This is a genomic window from Shimia sp. R9_1, assembly GCF_017743775.1.
Lineage (GTDB): Bacteria > Pseudomonadota > Alphaproteobacteria > Rhodobacterales > Rhodobacteraceae > Shimia.
In genome coordinates, this window is sequence record NZ_JAGHRN010000001.1 from 636,975 (window position 1) to 655,716 (window position 18,742).

21 protein-coding genes are annotated in these 18,742 nt (G+C 56.6%); 8 read left to right on the forward strand and 13 right to left on the reverse strand.

Going from position 1 to position 18,742, the window contains the following annotated elements; genetic code table 11:
* Positions 1 to 19: 19 nt before the first annotated feature.
* The 4 genes from J7399_RS03015 to J7399_RS03030 are packed head-to-tail and all read right to left on the reverse strand — an operon-like array spanning position 20 to position 2,928.
* Positions 20 to 625, reverse strand: coding sequence for a pyridoxamine 5'-phosphate oxidase family protein (locus tag J7399_RS03015; RefSeq protein ID WP_209084068.1), 606 nt, complete (start codon positions 623 to 625; stop codon positions 20 to 22).
* The gene (locus tag J7399_RS03020; protein ID WP_209084069.1) at positions 609 to 1,352 is read right to left on the reverse strand and encodes a lysophospholipid acyltransferase family protein; all 744 of its coding nucleotides are present in this window, start codon (positions 1,350 to 1,352) and stop codon (positions 609 to 611) included. The genes J7399_RS03015 and J7399_RS03020 overlap by 17 nt, the downstream gene beginning before the upstream one ends.
* Positions 1,352 to 2,254 (reverse strand): FtsX-like permease family protein, encoded by a 903-nt coding sequence (locus tag J7399_RS03025; protein WP_209084070.1) that lies wholly within the window; start codon positions 2,252 to 2,254, stop codon positions 1,352 to 1,354. Before J7399_RS03025 ends, J7399_RS03020 begins: the two co-directional genes overlap by 1 nt.
* Positions 2,251 to 2,928: an ATP-binding cassette domain-containing protein gene (locus tag J7399_RS03030; RefSeq protein WP_209084072.1), complete on the reverse strand. Its 678-nt coding sequence runs from the start codon at positions 2,926 to 2,928 to the stop codon at positions 2,251 to 2,253. Before J7399_RS03030 ends, J7399_RS03025 begins: the two co-directional genes overlap by 4 nt.
* 144 nt (positions 2,929 to 3,072) lie before the next feature.
* Here J7399_RS03030 and J7399_RS03035 point away from each other — a divergent pair, with 144 nt between their 5' ends.
* Positions 3,073 to 4,170 carry a zinc-ribbon domain-containing protein gene (locus tag J7399_RS03035; protein ID WP_209084073.1) on the forward strand — a complete coding sequence of 366 codons (1,098 nt, stop codon included), beginning with the start codon at positions 3,073 to 3,075 and terminating at the stop codon, positions 4,168 to 4,170.
* Between the two features lie 57 nt (positions 4,171 to 4,227).
* Here the strand turns inward: J7399_RS03035 and J7399_RS03040 are convergent, their stop codons facing one another.
* From J7399_RS03040 to argH, 5 genes are all read right to left on the reverse strand, one after another.
* Positions 4,228 to 6,753 (reverse strand): TIGR02302 family protein, encoded by a 2,526-nt coding sequence (locus tag J7399_RS03040; protein ID WP_348539421.1) that lies wholly within the window; start codon positions 6,751 to 6,753, stop codon positions 4,228 to 4,230.
* Positions 6,754 to 6,837: 84 nt separating this feature from the next.
* The gene (gene lysA / locus J7399_RS03045; RefSeq protein ID WP_209084075.1) at positions 6,838 to 8,103 is read right to left on the reverse strand and encodes a diaminopimelate decarboxylase; all 1,266 of its coding nucleotides are present in this window, start codon (positions 8,101 to 8,103) and stop codon (positions 6,838 to 6,840) included.
* A 100-nt stretch (positions 8,104 to 8,203) separates the two neighbouring features.
* Positions 8,204 to 8,512, reverse strand: coding sequence for a DUF2834 domain-containing protein (locus J7399_RS03050; protein WP_209084076.1), 309 nt, complete (start codon positions 8,510 to 8,512; stop codon positions 8,204 to 8,206).
* Between the two features lie 138 nt (positions 8,513 to 8,650).
* On the reverse strand, positions 8,651 to 8,848 hold the full coding sequence (locus tag J7399_RS03055) for a hypothetical protein (protein ID WP_209084077.1): 198 nt from the start codon (positions 8,846 to 8,848) through the stop codon (positions 8,651 to 8,653).
* A 131-nt stretch (positions 8,849 to 8,979) separates the two neighbouring features.
* On the reverse strand, positions 8,980 to 10,371 hold the full coding sequence (argH, locus tag J7399_RS03060) for an argininosuccinate lyase (RefSeq protein WP_209084078.1): 1,392 nt from the start codon (positions 10,369 to 10,371) through the stop codon (positions 8,980 to 8,982).
* Between the two features lie 22 nt (positions 10,372 to 10,393).
* Between argH and J7399_RS03065 the strand changes: the two genes are divergently transcribed.
* From J7399_RS03065 to phbB, 5 genes are all read left to right on the forward strand, one after another.
* Positions 10,394 to 10,996: a TlpA disulfide reductase family protein gene (locus J7399_RS03065; protein WP_209084080.1), complete on the forward strand. Its 603-nt coding sequence runs from the start codon at positions 10,394 to 10,396 to the stop codon at positions 10,994 to 10,996.
* 156 nt (positions 10,997 to 11,152) lie between these two features.
* The gene (locus J7399_RS03070; RefSeq protein WP_209084082.1) at positions 11,153 to 11,779 is read left to right on the forward strand and encodes a DUF4189 domain-containing protein; all 627 of its coding nucleotides are present in this window, start codon (positions 11,153 to 11,155) and stop codon (positions 11,777 to 11,779) included.
* 283 nt (positions 11,780 to 12,062) lie between these two features.
* A complete protein-coding gene (locus J7399_RS03075) occupies positions 12,063 to 12,905 on the forward strand; it encodes an EAL domain-containing protein (protein WP_209084084.1) in 843 nt (280 codons plus the stop codon).
* Positions 12,906 to 13,115: 210 nt separating this feature from the next.
* A complete protein-coding gene (locus J7399_RS03080) occupies positions 13,116 to 14,291 on the forward strand; it encodes an acetyl-CoA C-acetyltransferase (RefSeq protein ID WP_209061522.1) in 1,176 nt (391 codons plus the stop codon).
* A 193-nt stretch (positions 14,292 to 14,484) separates the two neighbouring features.
* On the forward strand, positions 14,485 to 15,207 hold the full coding sequence (phbB, locus tag J7399_RS03085) for an acetoacetyl-CoA reductase (protein ID WP_209061531.1): 723 nt from the start codon (positions 14,485 to 14,487) through the stop codon (positions 15,205 to 15,207).
* An 85-nt stretch (positions 15,208 to 15,292) separates the two neighbouring features.
* On the opposite strand, the gene J7399_RS03090 is transcribed toward phbB, so the two are convergent.
* Entirely contained in the window at positions 15,293 to 15,490 is a 198-nt protein-coding gene (locus J7399_RS03090; protein WP_209084085.1) for a hypothetical protein, read from the reverse strand.
* 74 nt (positions 15,491 to 15,564) lie between these two features.
* Here J7399_RS03090 and gcvA point away from each other — a divergent pair, with 74 nt between their 5' ends.
* Both gcvA and J7399_RS03100 read left to right on the forward strand, forming a co-directional pair.
* Positions 15,565 to 16,515, forward strand: a complete 951-nt coding sequence (gcvA, locus tag J7399_RS03095) for a transcriptional regulator GcvA (protein WP_209084087.1) — start codon at positions 15,565 to 15,567, stop codon at positions 16,513 to 16,515.
* Complete coding sequence (locus tag J7399_RS03100; RefSeq protein WP_209084088.1) at positions 16,512 to 17,378, forward strand: EamA family transporter; 867 nt, start codon at positions 16,512 to 16,514, stop codon at positions 17,376 to 17,378. Before gcvA ends, J7399_RS03100 begins: the two co-directional genes overlap by 4 nt.
* A 3-nt stretch (positions 17,379 to 17,381) precedes the next feature.
* Here J7399_RS03100 and J7399_RS03105 read toward each other — a convergent pair whose 3' ends face one another.
* The 3 genes from J7399_RS03105 to J7399_RS03115 form a co-directional block, all read right to left on the reverse strand.
* The gene (locus tag J7399_RS03105) at positions 17,382 to 17,546 is read right to left on the reverse strand and encodes a YdcH family protein (RefSeq protein ID WP_209061549.1); all 165 of its coding nucleotides are present in this window, start codon (positions 17,544 to 17,546) and stop codon (positions 17,382 to 17,384) included.
* 181 nt (positions 17,547 to 17,727) lie between these two features.
* On the reverse strand, positions 17,728 to 18,486 hold the full coding sequence (locus J7399_RS03110; RefSeq protein WP_209084089.1) for a methyltransferase: 759 nt from the start codon (positions 18,484 to 18,486) through the stop codon (positions 17,728 to 17,730).
* On the reverse strand, positions 18,483 to 18,704 hold the full coding sequence (locus J7399_RS03115; protein ID WP_209061553.1) for a DUF2007 domain-containing protein: 222 nt from the start codon (positions 18,702 to 18,704) through the stop codon (positions 18,483 to 18,485). Before J7399_RS03115 ends, J7399_RS03110 begins: the two co-directional genes overlap by 4 nt.
* Between the last annotated feature and the right edge of the window lie 38 nt (positions 18,705 to 18,742).

Genomic DNA, 18,742 nt, shown 5'->3' on the forward strand with positions numbered 1-18,742 from the left:
CCCTTTTTCTATGCAAACGTCACCACATGGTTTTTGCCGCCCGTGCGGCCCAGCCATCATCATAACTTTGGCCGCCCTCCGCGCCGCGGGTCTGTTCAGCCAGAATTTCGCCAACGGTTGGCAATTGAGCGCTCTCGTCACCTGCTGACCAAAGCCCCGCCCGCATGACGGCTCGCGCGCATTGCGAATAGATTTCACCAATCTTGATCACAATCACTGACCGTGGATGCTGCCCTTTCACCTCAAAGCTCTCGCGCAGCTCTTGATCGGTGGTCACCTTAGCGAGACCATTGATCCGCACCACATTGTTAGATCCCGGCACCATAAACATCAGAGAAATGCGTCCGTCGGCCACGATGTTGCGAAGCGTATCAATCCGGTTGTTACCGCGCCAATCGGGCATCAGCAGCGTCTGGGCATCCAATTCCCGCACCACCGGGCCATCATCGCCCCGCGGGCTGCCATCTGTGCCATTCGGCCCAACTGTTGACAGCACACAGAACCTCGAAGCCATGATCCATTTGCGATAAAGCGGCGTCATTTGATGCGCCACTTTGTGCAAAGAAGCGGAACCCGGTGTGCCGTAAAGAGCCTCAAGCTCAGCAATATCAGTGACGTACTCCATCTGGATCAAACCCCGCTTCGCGCATCAATGCATTGGAACGATCCTCAATGACCGTCTCAAGCTGTGTCATGAAATCCTTCTGCACGGCACCTGGTGCAATAGGGTCAAGAAATTCAACCACGGCCAAACCAGGTTTGCGCAACATCGTGCCTTTGGGCCAGAACATCCCCGCATTGGTTGCGACGGGCACCGCTGTCTGACCTGTCTCTTTATAGAGCGCGAAGGGGCCAATCTTGTATTTCACATACTCTCCCACCGGCACCCGCGTGCCTTGTGGATAGATCACAAGCTGCCCCGGGGCCACGCGTCCGCTCTCAACATCCGCCAACATCGATTTGATGGCCGCGCCCCGCTTGCCACGCCGCACCGGGACACAGCCAAGCCGCCAAGCATAGACACCAATAATCGGAGTGAACAAAAGCTCATATTTCATGATGAAACGGGGCTGCGGCACCGCTTTGAAGATCATCATGATATCCAGAAAAGACTGATGCTTTGCGGGAACCAACACCGCACCTGTCGGGACCTGCCCCCGCACCTCAGATCGGATACCCACCAGCCAGCGCGCACTCCAGATCGCCCAAGTTGCGTAAGACTTACAGGCTGTCATTGCCCCTTTGGGGGAGACAAGTGCCCACGGGAAGAAAAGAATGCCCATCAGTAACATCATCACCGCGTTTTGAAGCACGTAGATGATCGAGAGAATCCATTGAACAGCCAGCCGCATCAGGTCAACTCCGACAGAGTTCTGCGCGCAGCAGACCCCGTTGCAAAATAGGCCACAACCGCAGCCACGAGCGGGATCAGGAAGAGAGAGAACCAGCCTGCGCCCTCAAATCCCAATCCAGTCAGGAAACCGCCATCCTCTTGTGCGGAAGGCAACAAATAGATCGCCAGCGCCCCCATGGCGGTGCCAGCAAAGGCACCGCTCAGCGCGCGCAGGGTGAAGCGCCGCACAAAGGCGGACGCGATGTAGTGATCCTGTGCACCGATCAAACGCAGCACCGAAATCACCTGAGAATTGGCAGCCAAGGCAGCATTGGCCGCCAGCGTGATCATCGCCGCCATGGCCGCTCCAATGAGCCCTATCGACACCAAGCCAAGCAAGCGCAACCTTTCTGCGGCCCGCTCCAACGGTCGACGCCATCGTGTATGGTCGTCCAGCACAGCGCCAGGCACCTCTGCCTGCAAGCGCAACCGCAGCCCCGCTGCGTCATACCCCTCTTCGGTCTCCACGATTTCGACCAACTGTGGGATTGGTAAACTGTCAATCGGAAGATCGGGCCCAAACCAGGGTGCAAGCAACCCGCGCTGCTCTTCCGCGCTCAGTGCTCTTGCAGAGGCCACACCCGGCGTGCTTTCCAACACAGCTAGCGCAGCTGCCGTCTGCGCGCCGACCTGTTCAGCGGGCGCGGAAATTCTCAACGTGGAGCTTTGCGCCAGCTCCGCTCCCCAACGCGCAGCCAACCGGCCGCTTGCCAGCGAAAGCGCGAGCGCAAAAACGGTCAAAAAAGCCATCGCACCAGCAGCAAACAGCGTCAAACGCGCGGTGAACCCTGTTGGCGGAACAACCCGGTCCGCTTGCGCATCGCCAACGATGAGAGAAGAAAGCCGGAGTTTTTTTCTCATAGGTCCGCTCCTGCCAGCTGCAGCTTCCGACCGGAAATGCGCAGCACCCGGGCCTGCACATGATGTTTGGCGGACCGAATGAGATTGAGATCATGGGTCGCAATCAGAATGGTTTTGCCCATCTTGTTGAGCTCCACGAGCAACTGCAGCAGTCGCTGTGACATTTCCCAATCCACGTTGCCTGTAGGCTCATCTGCGAGCACCACATCAGGTGACATGATCACCGCACGCGCCAGTGCCGCGCGTTGCCGCTCACCACCAGACAGCTCTGGCGGCAAAGCATTGGCGCGATGGCCAAGGCCCACCCAACTGAGCAGCTCTTTCAAGTTGGAATGTTGCTCAAGCGTGTCTCGCCCAGACACCGTCAGAGGTAGGGCCACATTTTCTCGCACTGGCAGGTGGTCCAGAAACTGACAGTCCTGATGCACGACACCGATCTGACGACGGGTCATCGCGTGATCATCCCGCGTCATGTTGCGCACATCTTTTCCAAACAGCTGCACTTGGCCTGACGTCGGGCTCAGCGCACCGTAGCAAAGCTTCAGAAACGTCGTTTTCCCTGATCCTGACGGGCCGGTGAGAAAGTGGAATGACCCCGGTGCAAGTTTAAGGGAAACATCGCTCAGCAGCTCTCCACCGCCGTAGCTATAGGCTATGTTATCAAGTTCGATCACTGCGGGCCTCATTTGTCTTGGCTGTTGTGCACGAGCATCGTCTTGGTTGCAATCCGTTCTGGTCCGGCTTTGCACTTTCGCAAAGTCTGATTACAGAATATGGTTCACAAACAAAGATAAGAATTGGGAGCGCAGGGGAAGACTATGCGGCTGACTTGCCCAAATTGCGGAGCACAGTACGAAGTACCAGACGACATCATCCCCACCGCGGGGCGTGATGTGCAATGCTCAAACTGCGGCAACACCTGGTTCCAGACGCATCCTGACCACTCCGTGGAACTCGAAGCCACTCAGGAAGAGTCCATACCCGCTGAGACACCCTCAGGCGAGGACGGGGACGCAGAGCCTGTAGAAGACGCACCCGAAGCTGAGCCTTTTGAAGAAATCGAGCCACCTGAAATTTCGATTTCTCCGGAAACTGCGGAGGACATTTCAGCGGAAGAAGAAGCCGACTCGGACGATATTGATCTCGGCGGTACAGATTGGGATCTGGAGACCGACGAAGCCTGGAACGACCCCGGTGCGGCCGAGGTTGCGTCACGTTCTGCCCAGGAACCGGATGATGAGGATTTCTACGAAGATCTCGAGGATGAGACCGCTGAGGATGAACACACCTCGGAGGAAACCTCCGAAGATGAAGACGAGCAACTAGAACCTGCACAAACCAGCTCGAACCGCCCGCGCCGCGGGCTTGACGCAGACGTTGCCGATATCCTGCGTGAAGAAGCTGCTTATGAGTTCCAAGCCCGCGCTGCTGAGGAGCCACAAAGCCTGGAGACACAGGGCGACCTTGGGCTCGATGATGCCGGTCATGATGACACGTCTGAAGCTTCAGACCCGGTTGCAGCCCGCGTAGATCGACTTCGAGGCCAAGAGCAGCCGAAACTTCGGAAAGCAAAGATCAAAGACCGGCGCTCTACCCGTCGTGATCTTTTGCCCGACATCGAGGAAATCAACTCCACTTTACGCAGCACGGAAATGCCCAAACGAAAGGCTGACCCACGCAAAGCAGTTGACGAACGACTGCGCCGTGGCAGAGGTTTTCGGCTGGGGTTCTGCGTCGTGCTCATGCTCGCTGCGGCAGCGATCTTTGTCTACAGCTCACATGACACCCTAAGTCTGCGCTATCCAGAAGCAGCGCCCTTCATTGAAGGCTTTATGGCATCAGCCAATGACACCCGTATCTGGCTGGATGACAAAGTAACCCAGCTGTTTCTCAAACTGAATGAGATGACAGGCTAAGCCGCGCGATAGCTTCCTGTTGACAACTGGGCCGTTTCTCACTTTCGGAGATCGATCTCAGAAGCGATCGAGCAGACGCTCAAGATAATTGCGCTCAATCTCTGGTCGTTCCGCCTCGCCTGCGCGACGGCGGATCTCGTCAAGCAAACGGCGCGCCTGACGATAAACATCTTCGCCCTGCAACAAACCCTCTTGGGTGCCAGCTGCACCACGGTTGCCCTGACTGCGGCCCAGGGGATCTTGCGCGCTACCTTGCGCCTCTGCGGTACCCTGTTGACCTTCCTGCTGCTGTTGCGCCATCGCCTCGCCCAGATTGCGCATGCCTTCGCGCAGCGCATCCATCGCCTCAGCTTGCCGGTCGATTGCGGTGGCCAAATCATCTTGGCGCAGAGCCTCCTCTGCCCCCTCCATTGCGCTCTCGGCCTGACCTAACGCTTCGCGCGCGGCATCGCCTTCCTGCGTCCCTTGGCCTGGCAGATTGCCAAGCTGACGATTAAGTTCCTGACGCAGAGCTTGCTGGCGGTCTTCCAGAGCTTCAGATTGGCCAGGCTGCTGACCATCAGACTGCCCTGTCTCGGCCCCACCTTCTCCCTCTCCGCGCCCTTCACCACCGGTGCCGTCATGAGCTTGCCCACGTCCTTCACCGCCGTTGAAGCCCTGATTTTCGCTGGATTGGCCACTCTGGGCACCGGGGTTGAACTGCTCTTGGAGTTCACGGAAGGCCTCGTCAGAAAGCCCCTGCTGTTCGCGCAATGTATCCGCCAAGCCCTGCATCGCCTGCTCACCCGGGCTTTGCTGACCTTCGCCTTGGGTGACCCGCATGTTCTCCATGAGCCGCTGCAACTCTTCCAAAGCCTGTTGCGCTTCCGCCATACGACCCTGCTCCATCAATTCCTGGATGCGGTCCATCATGCGCTGCAAATCATTCTGATTGAGCTGCATATTGTTCTGCGCCGTGTCCTGGCTCTCCTGACCGTCGCCCTGCTGCTGATCGCGCCGCGCCAATTCGCGCAGATAATCCTCAGTCGCCTCGCGCAGCTCCTGCATCAATCGCGCGATCTCGGCGTCGCTGGCGCCGTTTTTCATCGCTTCTGACAGGCGTTCTTGCGCTTGGCGCAGCCGTTCTGCTGCACTCCCGAGATCACCTTCCTCAAGATCAAGCGCCAAGGCCCAAAGCGCTTCTGCAAACTCGTCACGTTTGTCGCCTGTCAGTCCATGGGCGACATTGGTTTCAAGCCGCTTCAAAATGGTTCGAAACCGCAGATAGTCCGTTTCCTGCTTAAAAACGCCTTCTTCCGGACGATGCGAAATCGCGCGCATCAACTGCGAAACACGGGCACCGTTTTCCTTGGACCAGAGGAGATCACGCCTCAGCTCAACTATCGCCGCGGCGAGCGGGTCAAAGAATCGGCGCGCAGGCAACGCAAATCGCATCGTGCCTGTTGTGCCCGTCAGCCCAGCATCATCTTCGACGGTCAAGGTGACTTCGACAGGCAGATGCGCCCAAGGATGCTTGGAGAAATCTTCGATCAGGACTTCCTGAAAGTACGCCCGATCTCCCGAAATCGGCAAAGGCAGCGGCACTTCAACCTCGGGGCGCTCTTCAGGTGCCACCCGCAGTCCGTAGACGCGCTCAATCGCACTCATATCCAAGCGCACAACTGCCGTACCGCCAATGACGCCATAGTCATCTGTCGCTTCAAACGGCAGCGTCATCTCTCCACGGCCTGACGTCTCCGGACGCTGTGTGGACATGACCGTCGGGGCAACATCCGGCAACACCGCAATATCCCAGCTGGCACCGCCGGTCCCAGAAATTTCAAGCCCCCCTGACTGGGCGACATCAAAGCTCTGCTCCGCATCTGCCGCACTCTCAACAACGCTGGTGCGGCCTGAGACTGTCTCAGCAACCGTCAGCGCGCCGACCTCACCATAGAGGCGCAAGACAACACGGCTGCCTTCAGGAAGCTCCAAGCCCCCCTCCGGTTGGTCATTCAAATAAAGTGCAGGTTTGCCTGTGTAAGAAGGCGGCTCAATCCAGCCCTCCCAAGTGGGTCCGCTGGCCAGCGCAGCCCCGCCCGGCGCTCCAATATCTTTCACCGAAGAGATGTTGGCAGCCGAACCAAAAACCAAAGCGACCATCAGGAACAAGGTAGCGATATAGCGCAGGCCAAAGGGATCCAGATAGGAAATCCGTAAATTCGGCTCAACCGCCTTGGCACGTTCCGTCCGTTGCGCCATGCGTGTCTGGTGCGCCTGCCAAAGCGCCTCGGAAGCGGCGTCTCCCTTGCCAATGGCGGGTGTGTCTCTCAATGCCTGAAGGGGCCGCCCCGGCAAGGTGGCATCCAAACGTGCAATGGCCATTTCCTGCGTTGGCACTTCAAAGCGCCGAGCACCTATCACGAGAGCCGCCACCAGCGCCAAAAGCGCCAGAACACCCCCTACCCAAGTCACCTCCAGTGGCAATACATCCTGCAAGCCGATCATCAGCGCTGCGAGTACAACAAAGAGAATGGACCAAACCGGCCAGAACGCGCGGGTGATTGATTCTGCAAACAGGCCTGCGCGTGTCAGAGCAATCACTCTGCCAAGACGTTTTAGAGTAGCTTCAGACCTGCTTTTTAAAGCCACGTCACTCCCATCCGCACTGCCTTGGGCCGTCTGGCCCTACAACCACTCTGGAATGCTATCGCGATTTATCATCTCTTCATAGCTCGGGCGTCGGCGGATAACCGCAAATTGATCGCCATGCACCAAAACCTCCGGAATCAAAGGCCGGGTATTGTATTCGCTAGACATCACAGCGCCGTAGGCTCCCGCACTGCGGAACGCAACGAGATCGCCTGCGGCCAGCTTGGCCATCTCGCGTTCCTTGGCGAAGGTATCACCGGTTTCACACACCGGACCAACAATGTCGTATTTACCGGGCTCTTCTCCGGGAGCTGGCTCGGAAACGGGGACAATATCGTGATGCGCCTCATACATCGCTGGGCGGATCAAATCGTTCATCGCGCCGTCCACGATCAGGAATTCCCGATCCTCGCCAGATTTCACGTAGATCACCTTGCTGACCATGATACCGGCATTGCCCGCGATCAAACGACCGGGCTCAATCTCGATCTCACAGCCCAAATGCCCAAGTTCCCGCTTGACCATGGCACCATACTCGATCGGCAACGGTGGAGCTGTGTTGGACCGTTCATACGGAATGCCCAGTCCTCCACCCAAATCCAGTCGTTTGATGTCATGCCCATCTGCGCGCAGCACTTCTGTCAGCTCGGCGACCTTGCGATACGCCGCCGCAAACGGTTCCAGCTGTGTCAACTGGCTGCCTATGTGCACATCAATGCCTACGACCTTGAGGCCGGGAAGCGACGCCGCCAAGGCATAGACCTCGCGCGCACGGCTGATCGGGATGCCAAACTTATTCTCGGATTTGCCGGTTGCGATCTTGGCATGTGTCTTGGCATCGACATCTGGGTTCACGCGAATGGTGATTGGCGCCTCAACGCCCAGGCGGCTTGCAACCGCGCTGATAACCGCCATCTCTGGCTCGCTTTCCACGTTGAATTGGCGGATGCCGCCAGTCAACGCCGCCTCAATCTCTTCTTCGGTTTTGCCGACACCCGAAAACACGATTTTGTCGCCGGGCACGCCCGCGGCCTTGGCCCGCGCGTATTCGCCGCCTGAGACCACATCCATACCTGCGCCCAGCGCCGCGAGGGTCTTTAGGATCGCCTGGTTTGAGGCAGCTTTCATCGCATAACAAACCAGATGCTTGGTGCCCTCCAGCGCCTCATCAAACAATTTGAAATGGCGTTCAAGCGTCGCGGTGGAATAGCAATAGAAGGGTGTGCCAACCTGCGATGCAATCTCAGTCACCGGAACATCTTCGGCATGCAACACGCCGTCACGATAAAGAAAATGATCCATGGCCGAGCTCTCCTGAAGTCCTTTGCATCGCTACCGCTCCCTCTTACGCGGCAGGCAATGACCATTCAATCCTGCCAAGCGCGCTTTCATAGGAAAGATCTCAGCTCTGCGGTTTTGAGCGTAAGAATAGGAACAATGGCAAACCAAAGCTGACACCAACCATCCAGGTCGCAGGTATGGCGAGCAACCCAAGCCAGTTGCGACGCGAGAACGCCTCAAAAACCACCCAGATCGTTAGCACAATCGCTGAGATCACCAGATCCCAATATATGCCAGTCACGGCTGGATTCGCCTTCCACAAAGCGACCAATGCCGGGAGATCAAAGCCATTTTCAGCAATCCACGGCCCAAAGTACCGCATTGGCATAATCGCGCCCCAGATTGCCAATCCCAGATAAATCCATCGCATTGCTGACATCATGCCTCTCCGCTCGCGCCGTTGCGCGCTCCACTGTCTCTGCAAACGCTACGCGCGCTTGAAGGTTCCAGATCAGAATGATGCGATTATTAGCGCGATTTCAAGCACCTGAGGGCAATCCGCAGAGTATCAGCAGCCGTACCAGCGGCAGCCGCCACCAATCGAGATGCTCACGGTGCCATTGCTAATGCCAACGTTTCCGGAGGTATGCACACCATCAGAACCGATACCAATATTGGCATTTGCACGCGGTTTAAACGGCTCGCCATCTGCGCCACATGCAGCGATCACAAGCAGGCTCAGCATCGCAAAACAGATCCGTAGCATCGGCGCAGTCTCCTAAATCAGCGAGGATCGTTTTATCGCATCAAGCGCCATAGCGCAAAGCGATTGGAAACCTTTCCCACAAACAAAAATGCCCCAGCAAAAGCCGGGGCATCCAAGACGTTTGAGCTGATTTAGCCCAATTTGGCCTGCCAGGAAGCGATCTGCTCACGCACTCGTGTTGGTGCAGTACCACCGTAGGACATGCGCGAAGAAACTGAATTATGCACGCCCAGCACACCAAAGACATCTTCGGTGATGGCGTCGTGTACCGACTTCATGTCTTCCAAGGTCAGATCCGGCAAATCACAGCCTTTGCTTTCCGCCATCGCAACAAGCGAGCCCGTCACATGGTGGGCATCGCGGAACGGCATATTCAAAGCGCGCACTAACCAGTCAGCAAGATCGGTCGCGGTTGAGAAACCACTGCCCGCAGCGGCTTCAAGGCTTTCGCGGTTGGCAGTCATATCCTTGACCATGCCTTCCATCGCCGCCAGCGCCAGCATCAGGTTATCCGCTGCATCAAAGACCTGTTCTTTGTCTTCCTGCATGTCCTTGGAATAGGTCAGCGGCAAGCCTTTCATCACCATCAGAAGCGCGGTGTTGGCTCCAAAAATCCGACCAATCTTAGCGCGGATCAGCTCGGCTGCGTCTGGGTTCTTCTTCTGCGGCATGATCGAGCTGCCCGTGGAGAAGCGGTCAGAGAGCGTGACAAAACGGAACTGTGCAGAGGACCAGATCACCAGCTCTTCGGCAAAACGGCTCAGGTGCATCGCGCAGATGCTGGCGGAAGACAGAAACTCCAGCGCGAAGTCGCGATCAGCCACTGCATCCAATGAATTTGCCGCAGGGCGATCAAAGCCCAGCGCCGCAGCCGTCATCTCACGATCAATCGGGAAAGAGGTTCCCGCAAGCGCCGCTGCCCCCAAGGGAGATTCGTTCATGCGCGCACGGGCATCTTTGAAACGGCTCAGGTCGCGCCCGAACATTTCCACATAAGCCATCATGTGGTGACCCCACGTCACCGGTTGGGCGGTCTGCAGATGCGTGAAACCCGGCATCACCCAATCGGCACCCACTTCGGCTTGTGCAACAAAGGCGCGGATCAACGCTTCGATCCCGCCAATGGCGGCGTCAATCTGATCGCGCACCCAGAGTTTGAAATCCGTCGCCACCTGGTCATTGCGGCTACGACCCGTATGAAGACGCCCGGCAGGCTCCCCAATCAGGTCTTTCAGGCGCGCCTCCACATTCATGTGGATATCTTCCAGCGCGGTGGAGAATTCAAACGTTCCGCTTTCAATCTCTGACAAGACCGTGAGCAGGCCTTCCCGAATGGCTTCCGCATCGGTATCTGTCAGGATGCCTGTCTTGGCGAGCATCGCCGCGTGGGCCCGAGAGCCAGCAATGTCCTGCGCTGCCATTCGCTGATCGAACCCGATAGAAGCGTTGATCGCTTCCATGATGGCGTCCGGTCCAGCGGCAAAACGGCCGCCCCACATCTGGTTCGAGGTATCTTTGGTCATGAGCAGCCCTTTTGGAGCGAAAATGAAACGAAATAGGTCCGCGTCGGTTTATACAGGCTTGGCAGCAATCGCAATTGCCGCCATGTCCTTTGTCACATTCACCGCCCCAGCACAGGCCGCCGAGCTGGATTACACAGCTGTCAAGGAGCTGCGCGAAGGTGATATGCGCAAGCTCATCTTCCACCCCAAGCCAAAGGATATCTCTGAAAAGTCCTTTGTTACGGGGGAAGGCACTGAGGCAACTTTGCAAGGCTATGAAGGCAAGGTTGTGTTGCTGAACTTCTGGGCAACCTGGTGTGCGCCCTGTCGTCATGAAATGCCCATGCTGTCTGAGTTGCAATCACAGCTGTCCGGTGATGACTTTGAAGTGGTAACCTTGGCGACCGGACGTAACTTGGTGCCGGCAATGGAAAAGTTCTTTGAAGAGATCAATGTTTCCAACCTGCCACTTCACCGCGATCCTCAAAGCGCCGTCGCGCGCGACATGGGGGTTTTGGGTTTGCCCGCGACCGTTTTGCTGGATCGCAAAGGCAATGAAATCGCGCGCCTCCATGGCGATGCCGATTGGTCCAGCGATACTGCCCGTGCAATTCTCTCCGGCGTGATCGAGCTGACCGCTCAATAAAGCAAATTGCGAAACCCCGTATTGGGTTTCGCGATATCCTCCCAAGATATTGATAAATTTCGAAGCATTTGGCGTGATCGCTGATCGCCAGGTTGATGCACTGACCTCAAAAAGGCGGGCTTTTTTTAACTTTGACGATTTAGTGTGGGCCGCCAGATGACCCGATTTAGTTTGCTCTTGCTTGTGACACTAAGTTTGCTGCTGCCAGCTCAATTGCTGACCGCCGAAGATGTCATACCTCAAAGCAATCGCAGTAAGCTCGAGCAACTCAAGGACTTCTCGCTGAAAGGCGATGCGAAGTCATCTTTCAGACAGTTTCGCCGGAAGGCAGAATATTTCGGCAGTATCTATGTGAATCGTCCGGAGCGCCTCGCTGGAAGCTTCTCAAACGTGAATTCCATTGAACTTGCCGACTACTACGCGCGCGCGGCCTGTCATGCGAAATCCAAAAACCCGCGGCACTGCGTTCTATATGCCCGCGTCACACCCAAGAATTTTACGCCTCCCACAAATGGGGAGACTCTTTCGCGTGATGCCAATAGCGAATTCAAAGAATATCTGCGCCTGCAAAATGGCAAACGATTTGGCGCCTTTGCGGTGTCTGACAATGGTGCGGTTGGCTATTCTTGGGCCGAGCCCTCACGCGATTTCGCCGAAAAAGAAGCGCTAAAACGCTGCGCGAAATCCGCCCTTAAACTGATGCGTGATGTGCCAAAATTATTGAAGCCCGTGGTGGCCGCCCCATCTCGGCAAGGATGCCGCCTTATCCACCTCTCTCGCTAACAGCCACGTCCTTATTTGCAAGGCTCATTTAGCCCCCCAGTTTTGCCGAGGTCTCCAGAGATTTTAGGATAATTTCTCAAAAGAAGCGCTCCCTTTGCCATCCGCTCGGAACCGACAGGAAATCAATGGAAAGTAGCGGCCACGCACCGTGTCCATGCAAATTGGCTAAAATCGAGCGTAAATACCCACTAGTAAAGCATTTTTCTGCTTAGCAGTTTAAGCGTTGTTTCATTTGTCCGCGCCTAAGATGAAGGACGCACTATTGGGAAACCGGGAGTCTGCCATGGGTCGCCCGACCAAGAAAAATTCTGCAGGGACGCCGCGAGAGCATCGCAGCCCGCTTGCCTACGCTGTTGACACGCGAGACTCCTCGACCTTGGATATGGTGCGAGAGGCCATAGCGCACAAACAGGTGATGCTCGCATACCAACCTGTGGTGCAGGCTTCTAACACCAAACGTCCCGCATTCTATGAGGCGCTTGTCAGGGTCCTGGATGAAACCGGCCGGATCATTCCTGCAAAGGATTTTATGGGAGCTGTTGAGGACAGCGAACTGGGTCGACAGCTCGATGTTCTTGCACTGGAGCTTGGGTTGAAGGCGCTGGCAGAACAGCCCGCGCTGCGCCTTTCCATCAACATGTCCGCTCGCTCCATTGGCTATGCCCCTTGGATGGATTGCCTGCAGCGTGGCTTGTCCCGCTCGGCAACAATTCCTGAGCGACTGATTTTTGAGATTTCCGAAAAGTCGGTGGTCCAAGTGCCCGAAATCGTCAAAGGGTTCATGGAAGAGTTGCAGATCAAAGGCATGTCCTTTGCCCTTGATGACTATGGAAGCGGACTCACCACTCTGACGGTGTTCCGTGACTTTGATTTTGACATCATCAAGCTGGACGGTTCTTTCAGTCGAAACATCGCGACGGACGCGGCAAACCAAGTGCTTGCGAGTGCTGTCGCTGCGATCTGCGAGCGCTTTGACATGCACTCCGTTGCAAGCCGCATCGAAAGCCCGGCAGATGCACAGATGATGACGGATCTTGGATTTGATTGTTTGCAAGGTTTTGCCTTTGGTGCCCCGACGATCTCCCCCCCATGGAAATCGCGCAAAGATAAACGCAGCGCTGCATAGCCCGAAGCCCCCACTACCATCTGACAACCTCCTGGTTCAGTTTGGCAGGCGAAGCTTTGCCAAACTTCCGCGCCACTTTGACACCCCAAAACCCTCACCGTTGCCGCAGTGCGGCAAATGCGCTATTCAGCCATTGGAGAGGAAGATTGCACCTTTGGTTGAGGAGAACCGGGCGCACCCTTCACCCAGAATTTGGTAGAGGATTTTCAAATGACAAACGTAGTGATCGCCTCCGCGGCACGCACCGCAGTCGGCAGCTTCAGCGGATCATTCGCCAACACCCCAGCTCACGATCTTGGCGCTGCGGTTTTGGAAGCGCTGGTGGCCCGCGCAGGCATCGAAAAAGCAGACGTTTCTGAGACTATTCTGGGTCAAGTGCTGACTGCAGGCCAAGGCCAAAACCCGGCGCGTCAGGCACACATCAATGCGGGCCTGCCAATCGAAAGCGCCGCGTGGGGTATCAACCAGGTGTGCGGGTCCGGACTGCGCGCTGTCGCCCTCGCCGCACAGCACATTCAGCTTGGCGACGCGAACATCGTGGCCGCAGGCGGTCAGGAAAGCATGTCACTCTCTCCCCACGTGGCACACCTGCGTGCTGGCACCAAAATGGGTGATGTCAAGTACATCGACAGCATGATCCGCGACGGTCTTTGGGATGCATTCAACGGCTATCACATGGGCCAGACCGCCGAAAACGTCGCCGAGAAATGGCAAATCAGCCGCGAAGCGCAAGACGAATTTGCGCTCGCATCTCAAAACAAAGCTGAAGCGGCTCAGAAAGCCGGCAAATTCGAAGATGAAGTGATCCCCTTCACCGTGAAGACCCGCAAGGGTGACATCATCGTCGATAAAGACGAATACATCCGTCATGGTGCAACCATCGAAGGCATGCAGAAGCTGCGCCCGGCCTTCACCAAAGATGGCTCTGTCACGGCGGCCAACGCCTCCGGCCTTAACGATGGCGCAGCCGGCGCGTTGCTGATGACCGCAGACGAAGCCGAGAAGCGCGGCATCGAACCACTCGCCCGCATCGCATCCTATGCGACCGCTGGCCTGGACCCATCGATCATGGGCGTTGGTCCGATTTATGCCTCCCGCAAAGCCTTGGACAAAGCAGGTTGGTCCGCCGAAGATCTTGATCTTGTGGAAGCCAACGAAGCCTTCGCAGCACAGGCTTGTGCCGTGAACAAGGACATGGGCTGGAATCCCGAGATCGTAAACGTCAATGGTGGTGCAATCGCAATCGGCCACCCGATTGGCGCTTCTGGTGCGCGCATTCTGAACACACTTCTTTTTGAAATGCAGCGCCGCGATGCCAAGAAAGGTCTCGCCACACTTTGCATCGGCGGCGGTATGGGCGTGGCTATGTGCCTTGAGCGCCCCTAAGCCTGCGCCCCAGCACGTTTTACAACGCGAAGGGGCGCCTATCCGGCGCCCTTTTTTTGTGCCTTTGGGAGGTCAATTTCGCACAAGCAGAAAAAATATCTGCGGTGCGGCATTCTTACTGCGCAATTTTCTTGCGAATTAACACATAAATACGTAACAGAGTTACTAAGTAAATTTGGACTGGAGGACCACTATGGCAAGAGTAGCACTCGTCACCGGCGGCAGCCGTGGCATTGGAGAAGCCATTTCTAAAGCACTCAAAGCGGATGGCTATGAAGTTGCAGCAACCTATGCAGGCAACGATGAGAAGGCAGCCGCCTTCACCGAAGCCACCGGCATCAAGACATATAAATGGAACGTGGCAGACTATGAGGCTTCTGCTGCGGGCATCGCACAGGTCGAAGCAGATCTGGGCCCAATTGACATCGTGGTCGCCAACGCGGGCATCACCCGCGACGCGCCGTTTCACAAGATGACCCCGGAACAATGGAAAGAGGTTGTGGATACAAACCTCACCGGTGTGTTCAACACTGTTCACCCGGTATGGCCTGGCATGCGCGAGCGCAAATTTGGCCGCATCATTGTGATCAGCTCGATCAATGGCCAGAAAGGTCAGTTCGCTCAGGTGAACTATGCTGCCACCAAAGCGGGCGATTTGGGTATTGTGAAATCTCTCGCGCAAGAAGGCGCCCGTGCAGGTATCACCGCAAATGCTATTTGCCCCGGTTACATCGCCACTGAGATGGTGATGGCTGTGCCGGAGAAGGTGCGCGAATCCATCATCGGCCAAATTCCGACAGGCCGTTTGGGTGAACCCGAAGAGATCGCACGCTGCGTGAGCTTCCTGGCTTCTGAAGACGCCGGGTTCATCAATGGCTCCACGATTTCCGCCAACGGCGGGCAATTCTTCGTCTGATCTCTGGATCTCTACCAAACGCAAAGGGCCGGTCTATATGGACCGGCCCTTTCTTTATGCCCCGTAAGTGTTTGAAATTCACATCTCATGCACAGCGGGACGGTTCCGTAAGTGCCATCTGGCTCAGCGGAACTTTTTTGGTGCCAAACAAGGATTTGAAGAAGCCAACGAAGATTTTGCTGCGCTCTGCGTGCGCGGCCTCGAAAGCTTGGCGGGTGCGGGCATTGTAAGCAGTTTCAATCATGGCGTTCTCACTTGCTACTGGAGGAATGTCTAACTGCACCCAATATCGCTTTATCCGTAGTTCTCGACAAACGAGACTTTTCAAGAGTTCAGTTAAACTGTACTTAACTGAAGATGTCGGACCGCCTTCCCCCACTCACCGCCTTACGCGCCTTTGAGGCCGCTGCACGCCATATGTCCTTCGCGAAAGCCGCAGAAGAGCTATACGTGACTCCTGCCGCGCTTTCTTACCAGATCAAATCTCTTGAAGAGCATTTGGGGGCACCGCTGTTCCACCGCCTCAACCGCGCTGTCGCACTCACGGAAATCGGCAAGACCCTTGCTCCCGGTGTTCAGGAAGGATTTCAGACCCTATCCTCAGCTTGGCGCAGCGCGCAACGCCAGACCGACGACGCAACATTGATGGTCACCGCCGGTCCTGCCTTCACCGCCAAATGGCTTGCCCCGCGCTTTTATGAATTTGCACGCGCGCACCCAGAGATCGACCTGCGTTTCTCCGCAACCCTGCGCAATCTGGACTTCAACCGAGATGAGGTGGATGTCGCGATCCGCTTTGGCGAGGATCGCAAGGAAGCTGGCCTTTGGTCCTTCCCGATGGCCCGTGAATGGGTCACCCCGGTTATGGTGCCAGAGTTGGCAGAGCGGTTCCCCACGATAGAGAGCCTCTCTGGCGCCACGCTGATCCACGATGAATCAATAGACTTCCTGCGACCCCGCGCAGATTGGGCCGCATGGTGCCGCCTGATGAAACTCGATATCGACACCAGCCATGGCCCGCGCTTCACAGGCGCAGATCATAGTATTGACGCAGCCCTTGCAGGCGCGGGAATTGCCTTGGGACGCCGCGCGCTCGTGATCAAAGACATTTATGAAGGACGCCTCGTTGCCCCCTACGGACAGGCCATTTCCCTCAAGGCTGGGTTTCGCTTCCTCTGCCGCGAAGGCACTCAGACCCGCCCGCATATTGCTGCATTCCACGCATGGATGATGAAAGAGATTGAAAAGACAGCCGCAGTCACGGAAGCCTTAACCCTGACACCCATTGAAGAGATTTTCCCCACATGACGCGCAGCAAAGCCACCGCCACGGGTTTCATCGCAGTTCTGCTCTGGGCGTTGCTGGCGCTTTTCACCGTTGGCAGCGCCCCCACGCCGCCTCTGTTGCTGAACGCGCTCTGCTTCACCATTGGCGGAACCCTTGGCGTTGTATGGGCCGCGGTCACAGGCGAATGGCGCGCACTTTCGAAGGTACCGTTCAGGGTCTACCTCTTTGGGACAATCGGCCTCTTTGGCTATCACGCGCTATATTTCAGCGCTCTGCGCTTGGCACCAGCCGCGGAAGCCGGACTAATTGCATATCTTTGGCCGCTCCTCATTGTGCTGCTCTCAGGCCTGCTGCCCGGTGAAAAGTTACGGGCGGGCCACCTGCTCGGTGCGTTCTTGGGGTTTGTCGGTGCTGCCTTGATCATTGGCGGCGGCGGGATCGGCTTTAATCCAAAGCATTTACCCGGATACGCATTAGCTCTTGCCTGTGCTTTCACCTGGTCGAGTTACTCGGTGTTTTCCCGTCGCCTCGGCGATGTGCCTACCGTTTCAGTTGTGGTGTTTTGCCTTGCCACCGCAGTACTTTCCGCCGGACTCCATATCCTCTTTGAGGACACTGCTTGGCCGGACAGCTCCTTGGGCTGGGGCTCTGTCCTAGCGCTAGGGCTGGCCCCGGTAGGATTGGCCTTCTATGTCTGGGATATCGGCGTAAAGCGCGGCGACATTCAACTCTTGGGCACCGCGTCTTATTCGGCACCGATCTTGTCGACATTGGCTTTGGTGGCATTTGGCTTCGCAGAACCAACCTTGCACTTGGCGGTCGCTACCTTGCTCGTGACTGGCGGCGCCATACTCGCCGCGCGCGCCAGTCTAAAGTCTAACTAGAACTTATATCGAGAGACGCGTGATCTCTTCTTTAAGTCGGAGCTTTTGCTTCTTTAGGTCGGCGATGGCGAGGTCACTGCTGCCTGGCGAACGTTGTTCCTGTTCGACTTGATCAGAGAGGGCTTCATGTTTGCGTTTCAGCTCTTGCAGGTGTGCGCTTACGCTCATCTTGGTCTCCTATCCAAACGATCTTTAGCCCAAACAGTGCAGCACAGAATTTATCGCCTGTCACGCACCGACTGTGTCGCATTCGAAACACAGGAAAATTTCCGCCAACGCGCAGCCTCACCTTCGCAAAACTGACGCAAAACAGCGCCGTTTTCCCATCGAATCATTTCTGGCAAGAAAACTATTTTTCTGGAAATGGGAGCGGGGCGCCTTCTCGCAAAGCAGCCCGCACCTGAGGCGTATAACTTTCCCCATCTCGCAAGTGTTCCGCCCCCTCATGCATCAACAAGGGCGCATGCAGCTTAAACGCCCCGCGCCCGCCTTTGCGCCCGCGCACCAGCACCAAGCCTGCAGCGCGCCCAGCCCGCGCTTGAAGCGGCAAAACCTCTAATGAGCCCAACACAGGCATCATCGCTGAAAGCAGCTCGGGCATCTTCTCTGCGCGGTGCACAAAGGTTGCTGTGCCTTTGGGAGCCAACCGCTTCGCAGCCACAGAAACCCACGTGCTCAAAGGTGTCAGTTCGCCTCTTGCAAAATCGCGCCCCAAGTCCTGAGCCAGTGTTCCCGCCGCCCGATCAAAATAGGGGGGGTTCGCAAAAACGTGATCAAACTGCCCCTGTCTGAGATCCTCTGGGAGCGCCGCCAAATCAGCTTCCCAGATCGTGACATCCACATCGTTTTCCTGAACATTCTTTCGCGCCAGAGCTGCATAATCCGCCTGTATCTCCACAGCGTCACAGGTCAGGTCATCAACCCGTTTGCACAAACACAAAAACGCGGCGCCCGCGCCACAGCCCAGCTCAAGGACACGTTCACCGGGCTTGGCCGGGATAGAGGCTGCCAAGAGAACCGGATCCACTCCTGCCCGATAGCCATCTCTGGGCTGCCAAAGTTGCACACGACCATTCAAAAAGGCGTTTTTGGTGAGCGCCTGGCTCATACCGGCCGGCCCAGCGCGATCTCATTGTCGCGCATAACCCGCTCAGCTTGTTGCAAATCTGCTGATCGCACCATCAAACGACGCGGAAAAATTCCGATCCCGCCTTCTAAGATGCTCATATTTACGTCCATTTCAAAGCAGTCTATACCCTCCCCCTGAAGCAGGGCTGTGGCGAATGCGATGATGGTCGGATCTGTGCTGCGCAAAAGCTCTTTCATAATGGGGATGTAAAGTCAGGGATCGCCGAATGTCGACC